At 72.7% G+C, this 23,567-nt stretch carries 19 protein-coding genes and 1 riboswitch; of the genes, 9 read left to right on the top strand and 10 right to left on the bottom strand.

Going from position 1 to position 23,567, the window contains the following annotated elements; translation table 11 throughout:
- Positions 1-30: 30 nt before the first annotated feature.
- The 3 genes from H9I49_RS04200 to H9I49_RS04190 form a co-directional block, all read right to left on the bottom strand.
- Complete coding sequence (locus H9I49_RS04200; protein ID WP_188029036.1) at positions 31-1,941, bottom strand: hypothetical protein; 1,911 nt, start codon at positions 1,939-1,941, stop codon at positions 31-33.
- A gap of 268 nt (positions 1,942-2,209) precedes the next feature.
- Positions 2,210-4,303 (bottom strand): cytochrome c oxidase assembly protein, encoded by a 2,094-nt coding sequence (locus tag H9I49_RS04195; protein WP_188029035.1) that lies wholly within the window; start codon positions 4,301-4,303, stop codon positions 2,210-2,212.
- Entirely contained in the window at positions 4,300-5,373 is a 1,074-nt protein-coding gene (locus tag H9I49_RS04190) for a transposase (RefSeq protein ID WP_188029034.1), read from the bottom strand. The genes H9I49_RS04195 and H9I49_RS04190 overlap by 4 nt, the downstream gene beginning before the upstream one ends.
- Positions 5,374-5,686: 313 nt before the next feature.
- Here H9I49_RS04190 and H9I49_RS04185 point away from each other — a divergent pair, with 313 nt between their 5' ends.
- Positions 5,687-6,448 carry a hypothetical protein gene (locus tag H9I49_RS04185; RefSeq protein ID WP_188029033.1) on the top strand — a complete coding sequence of 254 codons (762 nt, stop codon included), beginning with the start codon at positions 5,687-5,689 and terminating at the stop codon, positions 6,446-6,448.
- 16 nt (positions 6,449-6,464) lie between these two features.
- On the opposite strand, the gene H9I49_RS04180 is transcribed toward H9I49_RS04185, so the two are convergent.
- Together H9I49_RS04180 and H9I49_RS04175 are read right to left on the bottom strand one after the other, a co-directional pair.
- A complete protein-coding gene (locus tag H9I49_RS04180; protein WP_188029032.1) occupies positions 6,465-7,586 on the bottom strand; it encodes a hypothetical protein in 1,122 nt (373 codons plus the stop codon).
- Between the two features lies 1 nt (position 7,587).
- Positions 7,588-8,019 carry a hypothetical protein gene (locus H9I49_RS04175; RefSeq protein WP_188029031.1) on the bottom strand — a complete coding sequence of 144 codons (432 nt, stop codon included), beginning with the start codon at positions 8,017-8,019 and terminating at the stop codon, positions 7,588-7,590.
- Between the two features lie 198 nt (positions 8,020-8,217).
- Between H9I49_RS04175 and H9I49_RS04170 the strand changes: the two genes are divergently transcribed.
- Together H9I49_RS04170 and H9I49_RS04165 are read left to right on the top strand one after the other, a co-directional pair.
- Positions 8,218-8,826 carry a hypothetical protein gene (locus H9I49_RS04170; protein WP_188029030.1) on the top strand — a complete coding sequence of 203 codons (609 nt, stop codon included), beginning with the start codon at positions 8,218-8,220 and terminating at the stop codon, positions 8,824-8,826.
- Positions 8,827-8,956: 130 nt separating this feature from the next.
- Positions 8,957-10,474, top strand: coding sequence for a S8 family serine peptidase (locus H9I49_RS04165; protein ID WP_188029029.1), 1,518 nt, complete (start codon positions 8,957-8,959; stop codon positions 10,472-10,474).
- 93 nt (positions 10,475-10,567) lie between these two features.
- Here the strand turns inward: H9I49_RS04165 and H9I49_RS04160 are convergent, their stop codons facing one another.
- Positions 10,568-11,854 carry an MFS transporter gene (locus H9I49_RS04160; protein ID WP_188029028.1) on the bottom strand — a complete coding sequence of 429 codons (1,287 nt, stop codon included), beginning with the start codon at positions 11,852-11,854 and terminating at the stop codon, positions 10,568-10,570.
- Positions 11,855-11,892: 38 nt separating this feature from the next.
- Here H9I49_RS04160 and H9I49_RS04155 point away from each other — a divergent pair, with 38 nt between their 5' ends.
- The 3 genes from H9I49_RS04155 (at position 11,893) to H9I49_RS04145 (ending at position 14,573) form a co-directional block, all read left to right on the top strand.
- Positions 11,893-12,867 carry a pirin family protein gene (locus H9I49_RS04155; RefSeq protein WP_188029027.1) on the top strand — a complete coding sequence of 325 codons (975 nt, stop codon included), beginning with the start codon at positions 11,893-11,895 and terminating at the stop codon, positions 12,865-12,867.
- A 188-nt stretch (positions 12,868-13,055) separates the two neighbouring features.
- Positions 13,056-14,072 (top strand): zinc-dependent alcohol dehydrogenase family protein, encoded by a 1,017-nt coding sequence (locus tag H9I49_RS04150; protein WP_188029026.1) that lies wholly within the window; start codon positions 13,056-13,058, stop codon positions 14,070-14,072.
- 126 nt (positions 14,073-14,198) lie between these two features.
- Positions 14,199-14,573: an iron chaperone gene (locus tag H9I49_RS04145; protein ID WP_188029025.1), complete on the top strand. Its 375-nt coding sequence runs from the start codon at positions 14,199-14,201 to the stop codon at positions 14,571-14,573.
- 18 nt (positions 14,574-14,591) lie between these two features.
- Here H9I49_RS04145 and H9I49_RS04140 read toward each other — a convergent pair whose 3' ends face one another.
- Entirely contained in the window at positions 14,592-14,987 is a 396-nt protein-coding gene (locus H9I49_RS04140) for a VOC family protein (RefSeq protein ID WP_188029024.1), read from the bottom strand.
- 386 nt (positions 14,988-15,373) lie between these two features.
- A riboswitch (cyclic di-AMP (ydaO/yuaA leader) is annotated at positions 15,374-15,591 on the top strand.
- A gap of 4 nt (positions 15,592-15,595) precedes the next feature.
- Between H9I49_RS04140 and H9I49_RS24340 the strand changes: the two genes are divergently transcribed.
- Complete coding sequence (locus tag H9I49_RS24340; protein WP_188029023.1) at positions 15,596-16,474, top strand: CHAP domain-containing protein; 879 nt, start codon at positions 15,596-15,598, stop codon at positions 16,472-16,474.
- A 152-nt stretch (positions 16,475-16,626) separates the two neighbouring features.
- Here the strand turns inward: H9I49_RS24340 and H9I49_RS04130 are convergent, their stop codons facing one another.
- The 3 genes from H9I49_RS04130 to H9I49_RS04120 are packed head-to-tail and all read right to left on the bottom strand — an operon-like array spanning position 16,627 to position 21,269.
- Positions 16,627-17,172, bottom strand: a complete 546-nt coding sequence (locus H9I49_RS04130) for a GNAT family N-acetyltransferase (RefSeq protein WP_188029022.1) — start codon at positions 17,170-17,172, stop codon at positions 16,627-16,629.
- 54 nt (positions 17,173-17,226) lie between these two features.
- Positions 17,227-19,752: a hypothetical protein gene (locus H9I49_RS04125; protein ID WP_188029021.1), complete on the bottom strand. Its 2,526-nt coding sequence runs from the start codon at positions 19,750-19,752 to the stop codon at positions 17,227-17,229.
- Positions 19,749-21,269, bottom strand: a complete 1,521-nt coding sequence (locus H9I49_RS04120; protein WP_188029020.1) for a hypothetical protein — start codon at positions 21,267-21,269, stop codon at positions 19,749-19,751. The genes H9I49_RS04125 and H9I49_RS04120 overlap by 4 nt, the downstream gene beginning before the upstream one ends.
- Positions 21,270-21,563: 294 nt before the next feature.
- On the opposite strand from H9I49_RS04120, the gene H9I49_RS04115 reads away from it, so the two are divergent.
- Positions 21,564-22,469: a CHAD domain-containing protein gene (locus tag H9I49_RS04115; RefSeq protein ID WP_188029019.1), complete on the top strand. Its 906-nt coding sequence runs from the start codon at positions 21,564-21,566 to the stop codon at positions 22,467-22,469.
- Positions 22,470-22,609: 140 nt separating this feature from the next.
- The gene (locus H9I49_RS04110) at positions 22,610-23,563 is read left to right on the top strand and encodes a S1C family serine protease (protein ID WP_370587419.1); all 954 of its coding nucleotides are present in this window, start codon (positions 22,610-22,612) and stop codon (positions 23,561-23,563) included.
- Positions 23,564-23,567 lie beyond the last annotated feature (4 nt).

Genomic DNA, 23,567 nt, shown 5'->3' with positions numbered 1-23,567 from the left:
GGTTCAGGCACCCAGCGCCGGACCGCGCACCTAGCCGCCCTCCCCGGTCGCCCGCCCAGCCTTCGTGGCGTCCGCGGCGTCCAAGTCCCCAGCTGCCTCGGCGGCCCGGCACGCGTCGACGATCTCGCGCAGGGCGCCGTCGCGGTCGGCGGCGGGGTCGAGCGCGGTCACCTCACGCTCAGGCCCGTCGATCCGGATGCCGTCGGGCACCGCGGAGCCGATGACGAGCGGCAGCGGGTCGGCGTCGGGGTGACGGAGCGAGACGTCCTCGCGGTCGAGGACTCCGACGTAGATCGGCTCCACCTCGCGGCCGTTGCGCGTCGGGCGCACGACGACGACATTCACGTCGTCGGCGGCGATCGCGATGCTGGCGACCTGCTTCGCGGCGGCGAGCACGGCGGACGCAAGCCCGGCGGCATACACCCCGTAGCGCTCCGACGGCCTGCGCTGCCGCCACACGACCTTGCCCGAGCGCGCGACCTCGCGGCCCTCGTCGGCGACGATGTCGATGGTCGGGAAACGCAGCAGCACCGTCACGTACGCCCGGTGGGAGACGGGGTCGACGCCCGCGTCGAGGCACGTGACGTCACCCCCCGACAAGCGCATCGCCTCGTCGACGACGGCGACGACGACGGCTGGGTCGTTGGCCTCGAGCAGCCGCCACGCCCCGTCGGCGAGCGCCTGCCGGCGGCCGGCAACCACGCGCCGCGCGACGTTGCTCGCGGCGACGAACGCCTCGGCGTGTTCCGCCGCGACCGCCCTGAGCCGCGCGCTCTCGGCACGGCTCAGCCCCTTCGCGTTGGCGCCGGCCGCATCGAGAGCCTTCTGGTTGATGGCCTCGGCCTCGGACGGAGTCACCAATTCGAGCGGCACCGCGGCACGGCGGATGACGCTGAAGGTCTGACGGTGCAGCGAGCACAGCTCCTGTTCCACGGCAGCGGCCTCGGCCCGGTCGTCGCCCCGGCGTGCGTCGAGCGAGCGGCGGGCGAGGTCGCGGACCGACAGCGCCCCCGGCTCTCCGGGCGCGGGCCGGACGCCCTGGCCGCCCTGCTCACCGGACGCGTGGCGGTCGGGTCCGCGACGTCCGCGCAGCAGCCTCCGCAGCCCGCTCTCGCGGCCGCCACCGCCCCGGCCGTCGCGCCCGCCGGCCAGCTCCCCACCAGCGCGCCCGCCGGAGAGCCCTGGCGTCGCTGCCTCGATGGCCGGCGTCATGACGTCGGCGAGCGCCGCCGCGACCGGCCCCCCGACCCGGAACTGCACGCGCAGCCCCGACGGGTGGGCCACGAGCCGCAGGACAGGCGAGAGCCGGATGCCGGGGGACACCGTCGCTTCGCCGGCTCCGGCCACGTCGGCACCGCCATCGACACCCGCGTCGACTCCGGCACCAACATCGACATCCACGTCCACGTCCACGTCCACGTCCACGTCCACGTCCACGACGGTCTCGGGTCGTGTCGTCGGGTCGAGCGGCTCGGCGCCGACGCCGGCCGACGCTCCAGCCGAACCGTTGAGCACCGAGCCGCTGAGTCCGGAGCGGGTCGGTCCCGAGCCACCCGCCCGGCCACGGGGCTCGTAGAACTCGCGCCCCGCCTTCGTCGCTCGCCCACGGCCACCGGGCACGTAGACCTCGGCTTCGCCCGACGAGCTGCCGTAGCCGCCGTAGGTCGCGAACGCCTCCTGGCGAGCCCGATCCGGGAAGAGCGCGGCGAGCGAGACCGTCGACTGCGCGGCCACCGTCGCGACGGGGAAGGAGATCTTGCTCAGGTGTCCGCGGCCGTTCCTGCTGGGCTTGTCGGGGCGGGAGGTCGGCACGGTGACCTCCCAGAACGGCCAGTCCCCCGAGGGCTGCGGCCACTCGGGTTCGGGCAGCCACTCGTCGTGCGGCACCCACGTCGCGGGTGGCGCGGGCCACCCCGGCGGCGGGTTGAAGCGAATGGTCATGGCAGATGCCCCCTCGGCCACCCCTCGTGGCCCTCCCCGCCGGGCATCGTCGTGCAGTCACGGCCCGTGGTGGAGGGATGGTCGAGAAGTGTCCACGTGCCGTCTTCGCAGAGTAGCGCCGCAGTGGCCGCCGTGGATGGCTCATGCCCAGGACGTATGCCGCCCGGCCGCCTCCAGCCCGAGGCCGCGGGGTTCCGGGCCCGCAGCGCGCGTCAGTCCCAGGTCGGTGTGGCACCGCGCTCGGTCCGAACCGCGACCGATCCCCGCATCAGGGCCTGGCGGGGTCCCGCCCGCGCAGGCCCCGCACGATGACGACGACCGCGAGGACGACGCAGACCGGCACGACGACGAAGAGCACGACGGCGCCGCCACGGACCTGCTCCGCGGCAAGGTCACGCAGCCACGGCAACCGGAGCCCGCCATAGACGTCAGCGGCGAGCACGGAGGTCGTGAGGGCCAACCAGGCCGCCGTCGCGAACGCCGCCACCACGACGACGCCGAGGCAGACGAGCACGCCCCGCGGCACTCGCGGGCCGGGGCCGGCGTCCGGGCCGGCGCCGTCGTCCGGACCAGCGGCGCCGGCCGAGCCGTCGGTCGGCTTCAGCACCGCCGCGGCGAGGAGCGAGCCGAGGACCAGCGAGGCGCAGACCATGACGAGGTGTCCGGGATGCGTCGTCAACGCGAGGTCGAGCAGTCCCGTGGCGTGCAGCCCGAAGGCGCCGACGAGCAGCAGGGCGGTGGCGACGACGGGTCGCGTGAGGCCGCGGACCACGCCCGACCGTCCCACCCCGACGACCAGCTCGCGCGGCCCGAGCGTGCCGTCGGTCCGGGGCACGAGGGCGCGCTCCGCCAGCATGAGCGGTGACCCGGCGACGAGCAGCGGCGCGACGACGAAGGCGAGGGCGACGATCAGCGCGGCGTGCCACGAGAACGCGACCCGGCCGTAGATGCCGACCGGGCCGCTGGTCGTCCAGGCGAGCGCCAGGCACCCGAGGACCCAGCACGCGGTGCGCCACCACGGCCACGCGGCGACGGTGGTCGACGCCCGCCGCTGCGTACCCGCCCGAGGCGCCTCGTGTCGTCCCACCAGGTGCGACTCGACCAGGGCACGCGCGGAGGCGACGCGGGCAGCGACGACGCCGACGGCATACGCCCCGATGGCGACCACGGCGACCGCGAGCCAGAGCCAGTCGGCCCGCCACGCGGTCCACCACGCCGTCGTCGCCGGGTCGGGCGGCGCCGGGAAGCCCGTCACGGCGAGCGCGGGCGTCGGGTCCGGGACGTCCTCCGGGACGGGAGGAGCGCTGCGCGACAGGGCCGCCCCGACGCCGAACGCCGCCCCCATCAGCACCACCTCGCCGAGTGCGAGGCGGACGAAGGCCCTGGGACGGACGCCGGCCTCCAGAGCGACGAGCGTGGAGCGCCGGTGCCGCCAGCCCGCCACGCCGAGGGCGGCGAGCACGAGCGCCTTGACGACGAGGAGCCGGCCGTACGGCGTCGCCAGGTCGCCCCACGAACCGAGCCGGGTCGTCGCGGCGAGGACTCCGGACGCGGCGACCGTGAGGAAGCCGAACAGCGCCAGGGAGGAGTAGCGCCGGGCCACGCGCGGCACGTCGGTGACCACCCGGTGGAGCAGGACGAGCACGACGAGCCCGCCGACCCAGACCGTGGCTCCCACGAGGTGCAGGCCCATGGCGTTGACCGACGTCTCGTGGTCGTCTGATGCCCCGGTGTGGCTCGCGAGGCCGAGCACGAGGATCCCGAAGCCCGCGAGGGCCGCGAGCCACGCCGCCGACACCCGTCCTCGGGCGACCGCGGCGCCGCTGGCGACGACGAACGCGCATGCCGCGCTGATGAGCCCGATCCGCGTCGCGTCGATCTCCCACGCGAGCTCGCCGAGCTGCGGCGGGAGGGCAGGGTCGGTGAGCGGCAGCCCGGCTGCGTCGGCGAACGTGAGCACGACCCCGACCAGGGCCGTGACGGCCCACACGAACGCGGCGCCCGTCGCCAGGCGGACGGCGGGGGTCGGGGCCATGGCGCTGAACTGCGGGCCAGAGCGTGCGGGCGCCGGGACCAGGGAGGCGGCGAAGACGAGCGCAGCGAGGGTCACCGCGGCGGCGACGTCGTGCACGACCCGGACGACCGGCACGGACCAGCGCACGAGCGGCCCGGCGTCCTCGACGAACACGAGCGGCTCCATCGCCCCGGTCGACCAGGCGGCGACCACGGTCGCGGCGATCCCCGCGCCCACCGCGACCACCGGAGCGAGCCCGGGACGCACGCCGTCCGGTCGCGGCTGCTCTGCCCTGGGCCGCAGCTCGTCGACCGCCTGGTCATGATCGGGGCGCGTGGGGCCCGTCATGTCGACGTGCTCACGAAGCCGATGAGGATCGCCCCCCACCACCCGATCTGGGAGCTGACGGTCGCGCCGAGCAGGAGCCGCCAGTCACGCCGTGGCAGGTCACTGGGCTTGACGTAGGGCGGAAGCTGAGCGAGCCGGCGCCGGAACTCGCTCATCGCTGCTCCGTTCCACGCGACGGTGAGCACGAGGACGAGCTTGGTGACGGTCACCGCGGACGACAGGTTCGGATGCAGCAGGGCGCCCGTGGCGATGAGGCCGCCGAGGCCGAACCAGATGAGCGGACCGGTAGCGGCGGCGAGACGGGTCGACTCGGTGAGGCCACGGCGCCCATCGAGCCACAGCAGCCCGTGCCAGTCGATGACCAGGACCGCGCCGAAGGACACGACGAGCGACAGGACGTGCAGCGCCACCACGGCCGGGCGCAGTGGGTAGTCAGGCGGCACGAAGGCGGAGCCGGCGACGGCCACGAGCAATGTCACGAGAATCAGCGGGAAGCGGTAGGCGGGTAGGAGCCGCGGCAGCGACGGGAAGATGTCGTCGCCGACGTGGAGCGGGATGCGTTCCTCGGGCGGCTCGGCATCGCGCCGCGCACCCGGCCCGGGTGACGCCAGCTCCCCCTCGAGCGGCAGCGCCCCGGGCGAGGGGAACATCTCGAGGATCGAGTCGAGCATCGCGATGATGTGCGACGGGTCGTGCGGCTCACCCCGTGTCCCCTCGGCTCCGGCGTATGCCGTGTGGCTGGGCGGCGTCCGCGCGGTGGCCGCCTCGTCAGCTGGCTCGTGGGCTGGCTCGTGGGCTGGCTCGTGGGCTGGCTCGTGGGCTGGCTCGTGGGATGGCTCGTTGCCAGGTGCCGCGGGCGGGGGCTCGGGGCTCGCGTCATGGGCCGCGAGCCACCGTCGGAGGGTGCTGGAGGCGACCCCGAGCTCGTCGGCCACGTCGGACAGTCGCACGCCGGGGGCTTTGGCCCGTTCTACGGCGTTTGCCCGAAATGCCTTGTCGTACCTGCGTTTTGAAGGTTGGACAGGATGTTCGGCCGCATGAGGTCCCCGATCGGGAGGCAGCACGGTCATCGCAACCACTCCGCCCCCACTCTCCGAGAGATGAGCCGAATCAACCATGCCAGAACAGGATTCGTTCGGATAGTAGCCCCGTCCGAACCGTGGACCTACCCGTGGCCATTCTTCGGGCGTTCACACACCAAACGGGGTTTCCACGCCGCGATATGTCGGATTCGCCCGAATACCAATGGTTTTCGCTGGCTCAGACGTGCGGGTCGCGGGTTATCGTTTTCATCGGGTCGCCGCGCCGTGGAAGCCAGCCACCGCGCGACCACGTAGACAGTGGGGAAGAGAGATGGGTCAGCAACCGCAGACGCGGCGTGCCATGAGAGAGGCAGAGCAAGCCCGGCGGGGTTACGTGCCGGTGGTGATCGGCCTGGTGGCCGTCATCGTGCTCGGCGCTGCGGTGTGGATCGGCAAGGGCCTGTTCACGTCGCCCGCACCCTCGGGTTCGCCGTCGGAGATCCCGGGCGCGGCTGCGCCCCTCAGGACGACGCCTGGGACACAGCCCTCCACGACGTCCGAGCCCTCCGAGACGATGGCCACGACCACCCCCACGGACCCCCTCGCCGATGCCGTGGCCTCGTGCCGCACCAAGTGGGGCCTGCAGTCAGCAGCCCGCGCCGACGCGTACCTCTCGCTCGGTCAGTGGGGCCGTCACCTCGCCGTCATGAACGACCTCCGAGCGGGCAGGATCACCGTGGCCAAGGCGAAGGTGCTGTGGGCTGAGACGACCGTGAAGGCGATCGAGAACGTCGCCGCCTTCCGTGCCGCCGACAAGGCGTTCACCGCCTCGAAGGACGGGTGCACCGTGGACGCCTCCGCGGACGGCCTCCAGGCCGACGCCGTTCGCGCATGCGCGACCTCCATGAAGACGGTCGACACGGTGCTCGCCAGCGCCCGCACCGCCATCGCGCCGTGGGAGCGGCACCTGAAGGACCAGTCCCACTTCAAGGCCGGCGGCATGACCCCCGCGGCGGCCGAGGCGGCGTGGCGCGTGCTGTGGAAGAAGGGCCTCGCGACGCTGCCGGCCTACACGGCGGTCGCGGCCCAGGGCCAGAGCGCAGCCTGCAACCTCCCGAGCTGACATCCCGACGGGAGGCTCAGGACCCGCCGGCCTCGAGCAGCTCGTCGACCTCATCGTCGGCGAGCGCCTCGACGCAGAGGCGCACGATGTCCATGACGTCCTCGTCGGGAGCCACCGCCACGAGGTCGTGCGACGGTCCGTCGAACTGCATCTGCCGGGCTGCTGAGCCGAGGAGCAACGGGACCGGGTCGGCGAGCGCCGGCCGGAGGGTCACCGCCTCGCGGCTCAGGCTGCCGACGTAGATCGGCTCGAGCCCGAAGCCATCCGCGGCCGTCCGGACGACGATGAGCTGCACGTCGTCGGAAGCGACCGCGACGGCGATCGCCTGGCGGGCGATGGCGAGCGCGAACGACGCGAGCCCGCCGAGATAGATGACGTTGCGCTCCGACTGGGTGCGCCTGCGCAGCATCCGGCGGCCGCTCGACGACACCCCCGGGCCGCGCTCGCCCACGATGTCGACGCCGGGGTAGCGGGCGACGACGGTGACGTAGCCGCGCGACGTGTCGGGCTCCCAACCGGCGTCGACGCAGGTGGCGCCGCACCCCGCCGACGCGAAATCGGCGTCGAGCTCGGCGATGACGGCGCAGCGGTCGTGACCGGCGAGGTCGTTCCACTCGTCGTCGAGGACGGCGGCCCGGTGCTGGGCGATGACGGCGTGCGCGACGTCGACCGTGCGGCCGAAGCCGTCGGCCTCGGTCTCGGCGATCGCCTTGGCCTTGGCGCGAGCCGCTCGTTTGAACAGCGAGATCTGGGGCAGCGCCGCACGGAACGCCTTGCGCTGCAGGTCGGTGCGTTCCCTGCCGGAGATGACCGGCGACTCCGGAGGCTCGGGGCGGCGCCTCGGCGGGTGGGTCTCGAGGTGCAACGACCCGAGGGCCTCCTCGATCGCGCGCAGGGCGTAGAGGTCACCGGACTGCTGGGCGGCCCGGGCTCGCTCCTCGAGCTCGCCGACCGTCGGCGGCGCCGCGGCCGACGACCCGGGTCCGGCGTGGGACGCTGACGCCTCGCGGGCGCCGATGCCGGTGCCCATGCGTACGGAGCGGACGCCGTCGGCGGCCCGCGGAGCTAGCGTCGCCCGGAGCCCGGACGCGGAGGAGTGGAGCCGCACCTCGGGTGCGACCCTGAGCAGGAGGTCCACGTCAGAGGTCCAGGCGGCCCGCAGAGCTCACCAGGCCGTCGAGCTCCCACGACGTGTCGGCCGCGGCGCGGCTCGGGGACGATGCACGGCTCGGGGACGAGGCCCTGCTGGACGAGGCGGTCGCCGCCTCGAGGAAGTCGGACGAGGCACGGGCGCGCAGGCCCGCGAGCCAGGTGCCCCGGTCGGTGCCGTACGTCGCGCCGGTCGTGCGCGGCGGCGTACCGAAGCGAGGGGTCGCGATGAGGTGTGCGTCGATGCCGGCGGCCTCGAGCATTGCGAGGTCGGCCCGATGGTCGTCACGGTCGGAGACGGTCCAGAACGTCCAGCCGCGCGGCGGGGTCGGCCAGCTCGGGTCGGGCATCCAGTCGTCGTCCGGAGCCCACGACGTCGACGGAACCGGCCATCCCGGAGGAGCATTGAAGCGCACGGACATGTCTTCCCCTTTGACCTGGACCCTGCGGGAGCCGACCCTAGACTCCACAGCTCGCACGCTACGACCAAAGCCGGGCAAAGTCTCCGAAATGGACAAAAAGGCCAGACCGGGCGTGCCGGTCCCTCTCAGGGGTCGTTCGGGGGCGGCTCGGGGTCGACCCCGATGGGCACCGTCGGCGGTCGGCAGCACGCTTGGAGCATGACGACGAGCACGCTCCCCCAGGCCCACGCGACGACCGTCGCGCAGCCGCGCCCAACGACGGTGCGGGGCACCGCCGACCACCTCCCGGTCCTCGCCCTCGTCGCACCCCTCCTCCTCTTCGGCCACGGCATCCTCGACTGGGTCGACGGCCTCGGCCGCGGGGGGTTCGACGACTCCGTCAGCGCCGCCCCCGGCCCGCTGGCCCTTGCGGCCGGCGCCCTGCTGGTGGCCTCGGTGGCGGCCTTCGCGTGGCTCACCACGAGCCTCGGTTCGCGCGCCGAGCACCTGCCCGTCGCCGTGCCCACGGCGCTGCTCGCGGCGTTCGGCGCGGGCGCCACGGGCGCTGTCTGGCTCGGCCGCGTGACCGGGCTTCTCGGCGACACGATCCCCACGGCCCTGTCGGTCGGTGGCGGGGTGCTCACCGGCCTGGCACTGGCCCTCGTGCTCGGTGCCCTCGCCGTCGAGGGACGTATGCCGGTCGGCTCGCTCGCGCTCGCGAGTGTCGCGGCTGTCGTGATCGCCCTCCCTTGGGGTCTCGGACCGCTCGGGGCGCTCCTCCTGCTCATCGCCCTGGGCCCGCTGACCCGCGTGGCCGAGCCCGCCTGACGCCGTCGCAGCGCAGGCCGGAGGCGCCGTCACGTCTCGGCGCGCGCACCGAGCCGTTGGGTCGCAGGATGTGGGAGGTGCCCGACACCGGGCACCGACCCCATTCCCTCACCCAACGGGAGCACACCGCATGCGACACCCCAGCCTGACCAGACGCGGCCTCGTCGCCGTCGCGTCACTCGCCCTCGCCTCGACGGCCGCCGTCGGTGGCATCGCCGTCGCCTCGCCCGACGCCGAGCCCGCATCGACGCCGGTCACCATCAACACTCCCGACGGCCTGCTCATGAGCTACGTCGTCAACGCCGACTCGGCCGGCGCGGGCCACACCGTCGTCGTCGAGAACGCTGTTCGCAGGGCCGGCGGCGTCGTGGTGCAGTCCTGGCCGTCGATCGGCGTCGTCGTCGCGCACTCGACCAACGGCTCGTTCCGCGCAGACGTCGTGGCGGCCGGTGGGACGTTCGTCGAGTCCGTCGGCGCGACGCGTTCCGTCGGGGTGTCGGAGGGCACGCCGGCCGGGCTCGGGGCCACCTGGAACGGCGCGTCCGACTACAAGAAGGGCGCGAAGAAGGCGACGAACGGCGACATCGAGGCCGAGACGACACCGGCCGACACGGCCGACCCGCGCGAGGCCGAGCAGTGGGACCTGCAGATGATCAAGGCCGACCGGGCCCACGCGATCACCGACGGCTCGCGCAACGTCCTCGTCGGCGTGCTCGACAGCGGCATCGACCGCGACCACCCCGACCTCGTGGCCAACCTCGACGTCGCGAACTCCGTCAACTGCACCGACGCCGGGCGCCCCAGGACGACGGGCTGGGAGCCGACGACGAGCGACCACGGCACGCACGTCGCGGGCACCATCGCCGCCGCGCGCAACGGCGTCGGCATCGTCGGTGTCGCCCCGGGCGTCCGGCTCGCCTCGGTCAAGGTCGTCAACGACGCCGGCTTCATCTACCCGGAGTACGCCGTGTGCGGCTTCGTCGAGGCCGGGCTCAAGCACATGGACGTGACGAACAACAGCTACTACGTCGACCCGTTCGAGTTCTACTGCGAGGACCAGCCCGACCAGTACGCCGCCAAGGAGGCCGTGCGTCGCGCCGTGAACTGGTCTACGGCGCAGGGTGTCGTGCATGCCGCTGCGGCCGGCAACTCGGCCCACGACCTGTCCGACAAGTCGTCGTTCCAGGACACCGGCAGCCCCGACGACGGCGTCGCCGTGACCCGCACCCTCAACAGCGGCTGCCACGACATCCCGACCGAGCTCGACGGCGTCGTGACGGTGTCGTCGATGCAGCGTTTCCCGGCGGGCACGCTCCAGAGCCGTCTCTCGTCGTTCAGCAACCGCGGTCTCGGCGCGATCGACGTCGCCGCCCCGGGTTCGTCGATCCTGTCGACGATCGTCGCGAACAACGGCTACGGCCTCAAGAGCGGCACGTCGATGGCGTCGCCGCACGTCGCCGGGGTGCTCGCGCTCATGAAGTCGGTCCACCCGACGTGGACCCCCGCGCAGATGGTCGAGAAGCTGCGGTCGCAGGCCGACGACAAGGCGTGCAACGCGGCGACCGGCGGTCCGGTGTGCGTCGGCCCGGTCGAGGACAACAGCTACTTCGGTGAGGGCGTCGTCGACGCGCTCGACGCCGTGAGCTGACGCGCCCCTTCTCCCGCTCGCCGAACGCGGTGTTCGGTGTCGAGCTCAGTGCTGCACTGCGGTTCTCGACACCGAACGCCGCGTTCGCGCGTCTCAGGGCGCGGCGCGGGGGCGGTGGTGCAGTGAGCGGACGGTGCGCACGAGCAGGACGAGCGCGACGAGCTGGCTGGCGGCGACCACCATGACGAGCACACCGAGCGAACGCTCGTAGAGCCAGCCCGCGACGAGCCCGCCGACGACCGCGAAGGCCCCCTGCACCCCCGCGAAGACGCCGTATGCCGTCGCCCTCCTCGGCGCCTCCACGACCTCCGCGACGAGCGCCTTGACCGTCGAGTCCTGCACGCCGTAGGCCAGGCCCCAGACCGCGACCCCGACGAGGGCGACCCAGAGGCTGCCGGAGAGCGCGAGGGCGGGGACGAGCGCGACGAGCACCGGCACGGCATACAGCACGGCGCCGCCGCGGCGGTCGTAGACGAGCCCCACGCCGAGGGCGGCGAGGGCCTCGACACCCATGGCGCCGGCATACACGAGGGGGACGGCGGCGACGGCGACGAGGCCGGTGACGCTGAGGTGGTAGCCGATGATGCCGAAGGTGACGAGTCCGCCGGTCGTGAGGCCGGCGGCGAGGGCGTAGCCGAAGAACGGGCGCGGGAGGCCGGCGCCGACCGCGTCGGCGAACCATCCACGGGCGCCGCTCCTGCGCGGGTTCGACTGTGCGGCAAGGCGATCGGGGGGATCAGGCTCTGGAGTCGCGTCGTACGCGGCCGGGTCGGGGACCCGGGCGCGGATGACGACGAGCAGCACCATGGCGACGGCACCGGGGACGGCGAGCGCGGCCATGCTCGGCCAGATGACCCCGGTCGCACCGATGACGGCCGCGACGAGGAGCGGGCCGGCGAGCGCGCCGACCTGGTCGAGGGCCTTGTGCAGGCCGAACCCGCGGCCGCGTCCGACGGCCGTGGCCACGTGCGCGAGGAGGGCCGACTTCGACGGGCTGCGCACGGCCTTGCCGGAGCGCTCGAGCAGGATGAGGACGGCCGCGAGCGCGAGGCCCGCACCCCCGACGAACGGCGCCACCGCGAGGAGCGGCACGCAGACGGCGGTGAGGCCGTAGCCGGCGATCGTCAGGCCCCAGTAGCGGCCGGTGCGATCGGCGAGCGGCCCGAAGACGAGTCGCAGGACGAGCGCCATCGCCTCCCCCGCGCCGGTCACGAGCCCGACGACGACGGCGCTCGCGCCGAGTGACGCGAGGAGCGGCCCGTACATCGACCGGGCGCCCTCGTAGACCATGTCGGCGGCGAGGCTGACGAAGCCGAACCACCACACGACGCGCCACGCCGACCAGCGCCTCGCGGGCCTGATCCGGGCGTCGTCCGTCATGGTGGGAAAGGTAGCAACGGCGGGCTTAGCCTGATCCGGTGAGCAACCCAGAGCGTCGTCCCGCGGAGCTCGTCTGCGGCGCGGACGACGGCGGCCCGTCCACCGCCGTCGTGCTGCCGTACCGCGAGGTGCCGCTGGGCGGGCCACGCGCCATGCCGGTACGCCGCAGCCTCCCCCAGCGAGAGCGCTCGCTCGTCGGGGCCTGGTGCTTCGTCGACCACTACGGTCCCGACGACGTCTCGCAGACCGGCGGCATGGTCGTGCCGGGCCACCCGCACACCGGCCTGCAGACCGTCTCGTGGCTCTTCTCCGGCGAGGTCGAGCACCGCGACACGACCGGCGCCCACGCCTTCGTCCGGCCGGGCGAGCTCAACATCATGACCGCGGGGTCGGGCATCGCCCACTCCGAGTACTCGACTCCCGGGACGACGGTCCTGCACGGCGCGCAGCTGTGGGTCGCGCTCCCCGAGGCCGACCGGTTCACCGCACCGGGGTTCGAGCACTACGCGCCGCCCGCCACCGACCTGGACGGCGCACGGGTCCTCGTCTTCCTCGGCAGCCTGTTCGGCCAGACGTCGCCCGTCTCGATGTTCTCCGACCTCGTCGGCGCCGAGGTGACGCTCGAGCCCGGCCGCTCGCTCGAGATCGACGTCGACCCGGGCCACGAGCACGGGCTCCTCTGCGACACGGGCCTGCTCACGGTGGGTGACGCGACGGCCAAGCCCGGCGAGATCGTCTTCCAGCCGACGGGTCCCTCGCGCATCACCGTCGAGGCCGGACCCGACGAGCCGGCCCGGTTCCTCGTGCTCGGCGGGGCGCCCTTCGGCGAGCAGATCGTCATGTGGTGGAACTTCATCGGCCGCAGCCACGACGAGGTCGTCGGGTTCCGCGAGCAGTGGCAGCAGGCCCGCGAGACGCGCGGTTCCACGGCATACGGCATGTTCCCCGACGCGTGGGAGCACACCCTGCCCGCGCCGGGCCTGCCGAACCTGAGGCTCCGCTCCCGCGGCTGACCGGCCCCCAACCCGTACGGAAGTGACCACTCGAGGCGAAGATCCCGTCGAGTGGTCACTTCGGTACAGCCCCGACCCGTACGGGAGTGACCACTCGAGGCATAAACCCCGTCGAGTGGTCACTTCGGTACAGGCCGGCTTCCCAGCCCGTACGGGAGTGGCCACTCGACGGGTGGAGGATGAGGGCCATGCGCGCGACGACGATCCACGGCCCTGGCGACATCCGCTTCTCCGAGGTACCCGACCCGACGATCGAGGCGCCGACCGACGCGATCGTCCGCGTCGTCGCCGGCTGCATCTGCGGCTCGGACCTCTGGCCGTACCGCGGAGCCAACCCGATCGACGCCGGCTCGACGATCGGCCACGAGGCCGTCGGCGTCGTCGAGGAGGTCGGCGGCGAGGTGCGCACGGTCCGGGTGGGCGACTTCGTCGTCATCCCCTTCTGCCACAGCGACAACACGTGCGCACACTGCCGCGCCGGGTTCACGTCCGTCTGCGAACAGCAGGGCTGGACCGAGAGCGGCCAGGCCGAGCTCGTCCGGGTCAACCAGGCGGACGGCAGCCTCCTCCGCACCGACGGCGTGCCCGACGACGCTCTCATCCCGTCGCTGCTCACGCTCTCCGACGTCATGGCGACCGGCTGGCACGCCGCCGTCTCCTCTCGGGTCCGCCCGGGCGGCACGGCCGTCGTCATCGGCGACGGCGCGGTCGGGCTGTGCGGGGTCATCGCCGCCAAGGAGCTCGGCGCCGAACGCATCGTCGCCATGTCGCGCCACGAGCCGCGCCAGGCCCTCGCCCGGGAGTTCGGCGCGACGCACGTCGTCGCCGAGCGCGACGACGCCGGCGTCGCAGCGGTCATGGAGCTCACCGACGGCGTGGGCGCCGACTCGGTGCTCGAGTGCGTGGGCACCGACCAGTCGATGAAGACGGCCTTCCGCATCGGCCGGCCAGGCTCGACGGTCGGCTTCGTCGGCGCCCCGCACGGCGTCGAGCTGCCCGTCCGGCAGATGTTCGTCCGCAACGTCGGCCTCGCCGGGGGCATGGCTCCCGTCCGCGCCTACCTGCCCGACCTGCTCGAGCGCGTCCTCGACGGCCGCGTCGACCCGGGCAAGGTCCTCGATCTCACGCTGCCGCTCGAGGAGGTCGCGGAGGGCTACCGCGCGATGGACGAGCGCCGGGCCGTCAAGGTCCTCCTGCGTCCCTGACACACGGTCACGGAGCCCCTGACCGTTATGCCCGTATGGCGAAGTTGCTTTGCAGACGACCGATTCGCCCAATACAGTCGAGCCATCCCCTCCAACGACCGGTCCGGAACTAGGTGAGGACCACGATTGGCCCCGCGATTTGCGTCCGTCGATGACTACATCGCCTCCTATCCAGAGGAGACGCGAACCCAGCTAGCTGGTGTGCGCCGAGCCATCCGTCGCGCCGTCCCCCAGGCCGGCGAGAAGATCAGCTACGGCATGGCGACGTTCACCATCGAGGGCAAGCCGCTGATCTACTACGCCGGCTGGAAGAACCACGTCGGCCTCTACCCGGTGCCCACGGGCGACCCGGCCTTCGAGGAGGCCATCGGCCCCTACCGCAGGGCCAAGGACACCGTCCGCTTCCCGATCAACCGGCCGGTCCCCCTCGAGCTCGTCGCCGAGATCACCGAGCTGTGCCTCAAGCGGCGCGCCGCCGTCGACGAGGACACCGGCACCTGAGCACGGGCGGCCGCCGGGTCAGCTGCCGGGCGAGGCCCCGATGACCGACAGGACGTTTCCGGCCGGGTCGGTGAACCACGCGATGTCCGGACCCTGCCCGCGCAGGACGCCCTTCTCGTCGGTCTCGATGGGCGTGCCCTCGTACCTCTCGAAGGTGACACCGCGCGAGGTCAGCTCGTCCACGGCCGCCTCGACGTCGTCGACGGGGAAGTTGAGGACGGTGAAGGTCGCCGGAGCGTGGTCCGGCTTGGGGTAGATGACGGTCGGCCGGTCGCCGCCGTCTCCGGCGAGGTGAAGCGTCAGCATGCCGTTCTCCTCGGTGACGCGCAGGCCCAGCGTGTCGGCGTAGAACGCCTTCGCGGCGGGGATGTCGTCGACGGAGAAGCCGCTGAACGCGCGGGAGCTGTCGAGCACGGTCTGTCCTTCCTCCGGGCACGCGGTGGCGCGCCGTGTCCTCCCAGTGAAGTCCCGTCGAGGGACGAGTGGCAGGGGTGCCGCGCAGAAAGTTCAGCCGACGCCGACCCGGCATCCGACCCCCTCGCGTATGCCGTGTGGCGGGCCTGCCGGGGAGCCGCGGGGCCGCTGGGACCGGGCCGGACGGGCATACCCAGGTGGCGTCGTGCGACATCGGCAGGCCACTGTGACGCGGGTCTCACTATCAGAGAAGTAAAGGGCCGGTAAGGCGCACCAAAGTGGACATTCAAGGACGTTACCGGCGCGTCACCGTTACCTCAGCGTGACTTTTGCCAGTTGACTCGTCTACAGTTCCCGGAGTCCGGCCATCTGGCCGGGCTCTCGCGAGGTGGACCGCCTAGTCCTGTCACCGCCTGGCGAGAGACAGCAACCTTGTGACAGGAGCGGAGGAACCACACGTTTCTCCGGGCGTCCGGCGCAACGACTCCGGACGTCCTTGGGGTGAAGTACTCGCCCGGCTCGCGACCCGTCGCGGACCGGGGGCAGCACCGGGCACCTTTCCGCCCGAACCCGACAGCTAACTTCGTAGGCGCGGAGAGGTACACAGCGTGAACCACGACAACACTCGCGGTCGCCACCGCGCGCCCGGACGTCACAATCCCCTCAACGAACTCAAGCTCCTCGCCCGCGAGTCGGCCCAGCCGGCGATGAAGGGCGCGGCCGTCGTCGCCGCCACGGGTGGCCTCGTTGCCACCTTCGCGAACCCCGCGAGCGCCGACACCCTGTCACCGAACTCGGGTGACGTCGCTGCCGCCGGTCTGGGGGCTGCCCCGGCCGCGGTCGGCCCGGCCGACACCCCCGCTGCCGCTCCCGCGGCGGCGACCGCCCTGTCCAAGATCGGTTACGCGCCGGCCGTGCAGAAGGCCGTCGCCCAGCGCGTCGCCCAGCCGAAGCCGCGCGTCATCGAGGACCTCCAGGTCAAGGCCCAGCGGGCCGCGGCCGTCAAGGCCGCCGCCGAGCGCAAGGCCGCGGCCGAGCGCGCGTCGCGCGACCTGACGCGGAGCACGCTGACGGCCAGCACGTCGTCGACGAAGTCGAGCAGCAACTACTCCGTCCCCAGCGCCTCGTCGGGCATGCGTTCCTCGTACAACTGGGCCACCGACGGCCAGTGCACGTGGGGTGCCCTCAACAAGTGGTACCAGTCCGAGGGCTACTACCCGGGCGGCTGGACCGGCAACGCGATGGTCTGGGACACCGGCGCCGCCAACGCCGGCTACACCGTGAGCGGCACGCCCCGCTCGCGCTCGATCCTCGTCATGGAGCCGGGCGTCCACGGCTCGTCCAGCGTCGGCCACGTCGCCTGGGTCACGAGCGTCGACGGCGACCAGGTGCACATCGTCGAGATGAACGCCCTCGCCGGCCCGTACAACTACAACACGCGCACGCTGACCGACGGTCCGGGCATGCGCTACATCTACGCGCCGTGAGCCACGTCGTCTGACGCGCTGTACCTCAGGCGTACCGACGAAGGGGAGGATGCAGCCGCATCCTCCCCTTCGTCGTCCCCCGCCCCAGTCGAGTGGGCACTTTCGTACGCCGCCCAGGCCCGCCGAGCCCAACCATCCCTCGTCGTGTGGGGTCAGGTGGGGTCGGCGGGGGTGGGGTCGGTGGGGTCGTCGCCGAGACGGCGCTGGACCCACGTGACGTCGTGCCACCTGCCGTGCTTCCAGCCGATGTCGCGGAACGTCCCGACGAGCTCGAAGCCGAGGGTCGCGTGCAACCGGCCGCTCGCCTCGTTGGGCTGGGTCATGCCGGCGGCGGCCATCCGGTAGCCGCGCGCGGCGAGCCGCTCGAGCAGCGTCTCGTAGAGCAGCCGGCCGCCGCCCTTGCCCCTGCGGCCCATCTCGAGGTACACCGACACCTCGCAGGACCAGCGGTAGGCGGCGCGGGCCTTGAACGGCCCGGCATACGCATAGCCGACGACGTGGCCACCCTCCTCGCCGACGTCCTCGAGGACGAGCCACGCGTAGGCGTCCTGCGCCGTGGCGATGCGGCGACCCATCTCGTCGGCGCCCGGCGCCTCGGTCTCGAAGGTGATCGACGTGTCGGTGACGTAGGGCTCGTAGATGGCGGCGCACGCCGGCGCGTCGGCCGACGTGGCATCACGGACGCGTCGCTCACTCATGCCGCCGATGCTAGGGGTGCCACCGGGCGGCACCACTGCAGCCCACTGCCGGTGTCATGGCGAGCTGGTGGTCGTCGTCGAGGGCGCCGCCTCCGAGGTCGTCGGAGCCGGTGTCGACGACGTGGACTCGGCTGCGGTCGTCGAGGGTGACGTCGGCAAGGGTGAGGTCGCGGCCTCCGGCGTCGAGGACAGCGAGCTCGCCGTGGACTCCTGGCTCGGCGACGGCGAGCTCGAGGGCTCCTGGGTCGGCGACGGCGAGCTCGAGGGCTCCTGCGTCGGCGACGGCGAGCTCGTCGTGGGCTGCTGCGTGGTGGTCGGTGACGGCGAGCTCGTGGTGGTCGGTGACGGCGAGCTCGTGCCGGTCGGCGACGGCGACGGCGAGGCGGTGGCGGTGGCGGTGGCGGTCGGACTCGGCGTGACCGGGGGCGCGGTCCCCAGGATCGCGACGATCTCAGCCTTGATGGCCTCGAGCTTCACCGTGATCTCGGTCAGCGAGTACGACGTGATCGTGCCTCCGAACTGGATGAGCCGGTTCCACACCTCGCCCAGCGCCCGCAGCTTCTCCTGCCCCGGTTCATCGGTGACGGACAGCACGAGCTGGCTCGCGATGGCCGCCGTGATGCAGCGGTAGCAGTCGTAGTTGGCTGCGACGGCGAGGTTCTGCGGGACGACGACCTGGGCGTCGTCAATGATCAGCACGACCTGGAACGCGACCGCGACGGCCACGCAGTCCGAACAGGAGGCGTACGCGTGCGCCTCGTTGACGTTGAGGACCTCGTTGCCCTCGGCCCACACGAGCGCGAAGGCGAGGTCGTAGGTCACCGAGCCGTCGGTCTTCGCGACGGCGAGGGCCTGGTTGTCGCCGTCGGCGGCCGGCAGCGGCTTGTCGAAGGGGAAGACCCAGATGTCGTCCTGCTGGTCCGGCGCGCTCGGGTCTGAGCCCGGGACGGAGGTGGCGGGCGAGGGGGTCGCGGCGCCGGCGTTCTCCGCGGGCACGAGCACCATGGCGAGGACCGGGTCGTCCTTCGTCGGCAGCGGCTCGCCCTTCTCGAAAGCCGCCACCAGGCGCTGGTCGCCGGAGAGCCGGTCCTGCGCCGCCGTGCCCACCTGCCGAGCGCCCGGAGGGGCCAGGGCCGACGGGATGGGACTGGCCGGGCCGGTGGCCGGCGCGTTCAGCGGCACCTGCACGAGCTCGGTGAAGCGCCCGCGTTCGCCCGGCTTGATCGGCTCGTAGGTGCCCGGGTTGGGCCACCAGGCCCAGCAGAGCGCGGTGATCAACGTGGAGGTGAGCGCGGCCGCCGCTACCCGTCTGGTCGGCGAGCCCTGGCTCCATCTGGCCAGGCCCCGGAAGAACCGGAAGCCGGTGCGGCCGAGGACCATGGCGCCGGCCATCACCGGCAGCACCACACCGAGCATCTGGACCGCGTGCGCCGCGACGTCGACGCCGCTGCCGGCGCTCCACGCGTCGGCCACCGCGGCTGCATTCTGCTTCAGGACCGAGCCCGCGCTGCCGAGGAGCCGCGGCACCGCGCGGATCAGCGCCAGCATCATCATCGCCATCATCGGGATGGTGACCAGCACCCACAGGGTGATCAGGATGCGCGCCCACGGCGTCAGGACCCGGTTCTCCGGCGCCCTCCAGCGGTGCGGCAGCAGCCCGAGGAGGGTCGGCTTGATGCGGTGGTAGAGGTCGGGCACGCCCGCCAGGTCTGCCAGCACGTGGTAGCCGTCGAAGCGCAGCAGAGGCAGCAGCTGCTGCGTCATCTGCAGGACCTGCGTGGCGACGAGCAGCAGGACCGCTTCCCAGCGCGTCGTCCACCAGCACACGAAGGTGAGGACCACGACGAGCGCGTTGAAGTAGAGGCCACCGAGGTCAGTGCGGATCCGGCCACCCTTGCCGAGCCGGTAGCTGTCGGTGACGTCGGTGTAGAAGGCCGGCCAGACGAGGTACAGCCCGGCCCCCATCGCGCCGGGCTCGGCACCGCCGTACCGGGCCGCAGCGGCATGCCCGAACTCGTGGAAGCCGCCGGAGAGCACGGACACGACGAAGACGAGCAGGAGCAGGTGCGGCCGCTGGAACGCGTCATAGGCCGAGGCTCCGAGGCCCCGGTCGAAGAACACCCACACGACCACCGCGAAGAAGCCCGCGAGGACGGCCACGGCGGTCACCGGCCGGAAGAGCAGGCGGAACGGATCGGTGAGCCGACGGGTGGTCCTGGGGTTCGTGATGGCGACGCGGGGCTTGAGGCGCAGCAACGGGTCGGCGCGCCGCAGCTCGGGCTCGGAGCCGTCGGGGCCCTTGACCAGGCCGAGCGGCCGCAGGTGGGCGTTGACCAGGGTCGCGACGTCCGAGTCGGTCACGCTCCTGCCCAGCCTGCGGCCGACCAGCTCCGCGATCTCCGCGCAGCTGCGTCGACCGTCCGACTCCTTCAGCACCTGGTAGAGCAGGGGCGTGAGCTGGAGGACCTGTCCGTCTCCCCGCCTCACGAGGGACGGTGGGCTCCGGTAGCCGGAGCCCACCATCTCGCCGATGAGCTCGACACCGTCCACCCTGGTGGGGGCGACGATCAGCGTGGTCATGGCGTGGCAGTGTCGGTCGGGGCGACCGTCCCGTCGTCAGAGGCCGGCTGGTCGGTGGTCGACGAGGTGTCGGCGGCCGACTGGTCGGGCTGGTCGGTGGTCGACGAGGTGTCGGCGGCCGGCGCGTCGGCCGCGGACGCGACATCGACGGTGGGCACCGGCGTGGCCTGCACGGCATCGAAGTCCGTGCCGTCGGCCGAGGCGGTGTCCGTGTCCACCGGCTCCTGGGACGCCTGGTCGATCGACGAGACCTGGTCGGAGGTGGCCTCCGCGTTCCCGGTGATCGACTGGTTGATGATGGCGTCCTGCTGCGCGATGGCCGTCGCCTCCGAGTTGTCGGAGAGGATGTTGGCGGACACGGAGGCGTCGATGGGCGCCGCCACGTTGGCGTTGGCTGCGACGGCGCCGTTGATGGGCGCTGCCAGGTCGGCGTCGAGGTCGACGTTGACGTCGACGTTGAGCAGGTCGCCCTTGAGCAGGTCGCCGGTGTCGAGGCCACCGATGGTGTCGGTGACGTCGTCGAGGATCTCGCCGACCGTGCCGAGGAGGTTGCCGGCGGCGTCGAGGACCTGGCCGGTGAGCGGGTTGAGCGAGCCGATCACGGTGCCGAGGGAGTTGACCACGTTGCCGGTCGCGGCGTCGAGGACGCCGACGACGTTGCCGGCCGAGTCGAGGACGGTGGTGCCGTCCACGAAGTCGGTCACGGTGCCCACCACGGCGCCCAGGGTGTTGAGGACGTCGCCGGTCAGGGGGTCGAGGACGCCGACGACGTTGCCGGAGGCGTCGAGCACGTTGCCGGTCACGGCATCGAGGATGCCGAGGACCGCGCCGTTGGAGCCGACCACGCTCGCACCGTCCACCAGGTCGGTGACCGTGCCGATGAGGTTGCCGGCCGAGTCGACGACCACGCCGGTGACCTCGTTGAGCGTGCCGAGGATGCTGCCGTCCGGCGCGATGACGTTGCCGGTGGCGCTGTCGAGGGTTCCGATGATGTTGCCGGCTGCGTCCACCACGACGCTGCCGTCGACGGGCGCGCTCGCCGCAGCGGCGTCGAGGGCGTCGGCGGTGTCGGCGGTGTCACCGCTCTGCGTCGAGGCTGCAAGCATGCCGGTGTCGCCGGTGTCGCCGGTGTCGCCGGTGTCGCCGGTGTCGCCGGTGGCGCCATCGGCCGCGGTCGTGCCGCCATCGACGGTGTCGCTCTGGTCGATGGTGCTGTCCTGCAGGCCGGTCGCGATGGCGTCCGCGTCGACGGTCTGCGTCACCTGGACACCCTGGTTCGCCATGGCTTGGGCGCTCGAGCCGTCGCTCAACAGGTTGGCACTGACCGAGGCATCGATCGGGGCAACCACGTTGGCGTTGAGGGCCACGGCGAGGTCGATGGGGGCGGCGCCGTCGATGGCGAGGTCCACGTCGGCGGCCAGGTCGAGGATGGAGATGACCTCCTTGTCCGGCAGTGCCGTGACGCCCTCGTTGGCCAGCTCCTCCGGTGAGAGGGGTGCGTTTTCGTTGGTACTCATCGCTTCTCCTTCACATGGCTTCCTGGACAGGCGCCCTGCCTGCAGCGCCGCTGACCAGGTCCTTACCCATGGAACGCACCCGATCGCGTGGCATGACGTGGGATCGCACGTCGCCGCGTCGGCAAAATCGCGAAAAATCCGGTCCACGCAGGCCCATCCGCGGCCACCCACAGAGACCCTGAGCCTGTGATGAGGTGGCTCGTGTGGCGACCTCCTGGCAACCGTGTCGACCGGTGCGTCACGGGGTTCCGCCGATCGCAGGACGTGGCGCCTCAGGACGGGTAGATAGGGAGTATGCGGACCGCCGGCACCCTCCTGCGTCAGCGCCTCGCCGACCAGCGAGAGGCGCTCCGCGTCGCCGAGGCCGCCGTGCGCAACGGTGAACCCCAGGGCCTGCATGACCTCCGCGTCGCGATGCGCCGCATCCGCTCGGCGCTGGCCACCTTCCGCCCGATCCTCGACAGATCGGTGACGGAGCCGCTGCGTGAGGAGCTCAAGTGGGCATCAGGCCGCCTGGGGGAGGCCCGCGATGCCGACGTCGCCACCGACCTCACCGACCAGCTGATCGCCGACGCCGACCTCGCCGGGCTCGAGGACGAGGCCGTGACGGGCCTGCGCGCCCGGCTCCGGATCGACGCGGCCGCCGCCGCCGACGTCGTCGACGAGACGCTCGACTCCCCGAGGTATGCCGCCACTTCGCTCCTTCTCGACGCGCTCGTCTCCGACCCGCCCCTCAATGAGAAGGCGGAGCGCGAGGCCCGGACGGTCGCGCGCAAGCGGGTGCGCCACGAGGTGCGCCGGGTCGCGGAGCGCCTCGTCGAGGCCAGGATGCCGGTCGACCCGAGCGACCCGGAGGCCCCGTACGACCACAACGAGCACGTCACCCGTCTGCACGGGGTGCGCAAGGCGGCGAAGCGGCTGCGCTATGCCGCCGAGACGGCCCGCCCGGTCACCGGCAAGCGCATCAAACGCCTCGGCAAGCAGGCCAAGCGGGTGCAGTCCGTGCTCGGTGACCACCACGACGCCGTCATCACGCGGGCGACGCTGCGCCACCTCGCAGTCGACGAGGCCAGCGGTGAGGCTGCCGCCTTCCTCCTCGGCCACCTCGACGCGGACGAGCAGCGCGCGACGAGGAAGCTCGAGGAGCGGGCCTGGCGTCAGATCGGGGCCCTCGAGGAGCACGTCGCACGCGACGAGTGACACCGGGTGGGGCGGCCCCCTGACGGCCTTCCGCGCCCGCGTGGGCCGGTCCGGGAGCACGGCGTCCCTCTGATCGGCGGATCCTGTGAAGTGCCGACGCCCCCTGCCGCTCGCGCCGATCGAAACGTAGAGTCGAAAAGGTGGCACGGGTCACCGCTCCCCCCGTAGTCGACCCCACCGCCGCCAAGGGCGCCGGGCTGGCCCTACGCGTGCCCGGCAGCGAGCCCGCCAGCGTGTCCGGCTCGGCACACGATGATCCCGGGGGGCCGGGACGGAGGCGCCGCTGGAACAGGCTGCGTCGCCGCCTGGCTGCAGTGCCGCGCCGCGTCTGGACCGCCGTCGTCGTGGTGCTCGTCGTCGCCGCAGCCGTGACGGCGTATGCCGTCACGCGCCCTCCCGGCCCACCCGTCCTCACGCAGCGCGACGTCGACGCGAGCGTGCAGAAGGGTCTCGAGAGGCAGGCCGAGGCCGAGGCTGCCGCGCCCGCCGACGCGACCCGCGCACACGCGGCCATCGGGCCGTCCCTGGTGCTCATCGAGACGCGGTCGACGGTCGATGGCACGGCGCAGCGTGGCACCGGCGCCGGCGTCGTCGTCAACGCCGACGGCACCGTGCTCACTGCCCTGCACGTCGTCGACGGGGCGAGCTCGATCACGGTGTCGTTCGCCGACGGCACGCAGTCCGCGGCGAAGATCGCGGCCGACGAGCCCGAGAACGACATCGCGACGCTGACCCCGGCGAGGCTTCCCGAGACGGTCGTGCCGGCCGTGCTCGGCGGCGGCGTGACGGTCGGGGCGCCGGTCTTCGCCGTCGGCCACCCGCTCGGTCTCACCGACTCGCTGTCGGCCGGCGTCGTGTCGGCGCTCGACCGGACGGTGAGGGTCGAGGGCAAGCGCAAGCTCGAGCACCTCATCCAGTTCGACGCGGCGGTCAACCCGGGCAACTCGGGCGGGCCGCTGCTCAACAAGGCCGGCCAGGTCGTCGGCATCGTCACCGGCCTCGCCAACCCGACCGACCAGAGCCTCTTCGTCGGCATCGGCTTCGCCGTGCCGATCGCGACCGCCGGTGGGGCGGCAGGCAGCCCACCGCAGTAGGTCA

It is taken from the genome of Terrabacter sp. MAHUQ-38 (assembly GCF_014518425.1).
Lineage (GTDB): Bacteria > Actinomycetota > Actinomycetes > Actinomycetales > Dermatophilaceae > Terrabacter.
Note: the sequence above shows the minus strand (reverse complement) of the source record. Positions and strands in the feature narration are given on the sequence as shown.

Coding starts and splice junctions, on each gene's coding strand:
- H9I49_RS04125 (WP_188029021.1), bottom strand. CDS start 19,752: ATGACCACGCTGATCGTCGCCCCCACCAGGGTGGACGGTGTCGAGCTC.
- H9I49_RS04200 (WP_188029036.1), bottom strand. CDS start 1,941: ATGACCATTCGCTTCAACCCGCCGCCGGGGTGGCCCGCGCCACCCGCG.
- H9I49_RS04160 (WP_188029028.1), bottom strand. CDS start 11,854: ATGACGGACGACGCCCGGATCAGGCCCGCGAGGCGCTGGTCGGCGTGG.
- H9I49_RS04170 (WP_188029030.1), top strand. CDS start 8,218: ATGACGACGAGCACGCTCCCCCAGGCCCACGCGACGACCGTCGCGCAG.
- H9I49_RS04195 (WP_188029035.1), bottom strand. CDS start 4,303: ATGACGGGCCCCACGCGCCCCGATCATGACCAGGCGGTCGACGAGCTG.
- H9I49_RS04120 (WP_188029020.1), bottom strand. CDS start 21,269: ATGAGTACCAACGAAAACGCACCCCTCTCACCGGAGGAGCTGGCCAAC.
- H9I49_RS04175 (WP_188029031.1), bottom strand. CDS start 8,019: ATGTCCGTGCGCTTCAATGCTCCTCCGGGATGGCCGGTTCCGTCGACG.
- H9I49_RS04130 (WP_188029022.1), bottom strand. CDS start 17,172: ATGAGTGAGCGACGCGTCCGTGATGCCACGTCGGCCGACGCGCCGGCG.
- H9I49_RS04150 (WP_188029026.1), top strand. CDS start 13,056: ATGCGCGCGACGACGATCCACGGCCCTGGCGACATCCGCTTCTCCGAG.
- H9I49_RS04190 (WP_188029034.1), bottom strand. CDS start 5,373: ATGACCGTGCTGCCTCCCGATCGGGGACCTCATGCGGCCGAACATCCT.
- H9I49_RS04165 (WP_188029029.1), top strand. CDS start 8,957: ATGCGACACCCCAGCCTGACCAGACGCGGCCTCGTCGCCGTCGCGTCA.
- H9I49_RS04185 (WP_188029033.1), top strand. CDS start 5,687: ATGAGAGAGGCAGAGCAAGCCCGGCGGGGTTACGTGCCGGTGGTGATC.
- H9I49_RS04115 (WP_188029019.1), top strand. CDS start 21,564: ATGCGGACCGCCGGCACCCTCCTGCGTCAGCGCCTCGCCGACCAGCGA.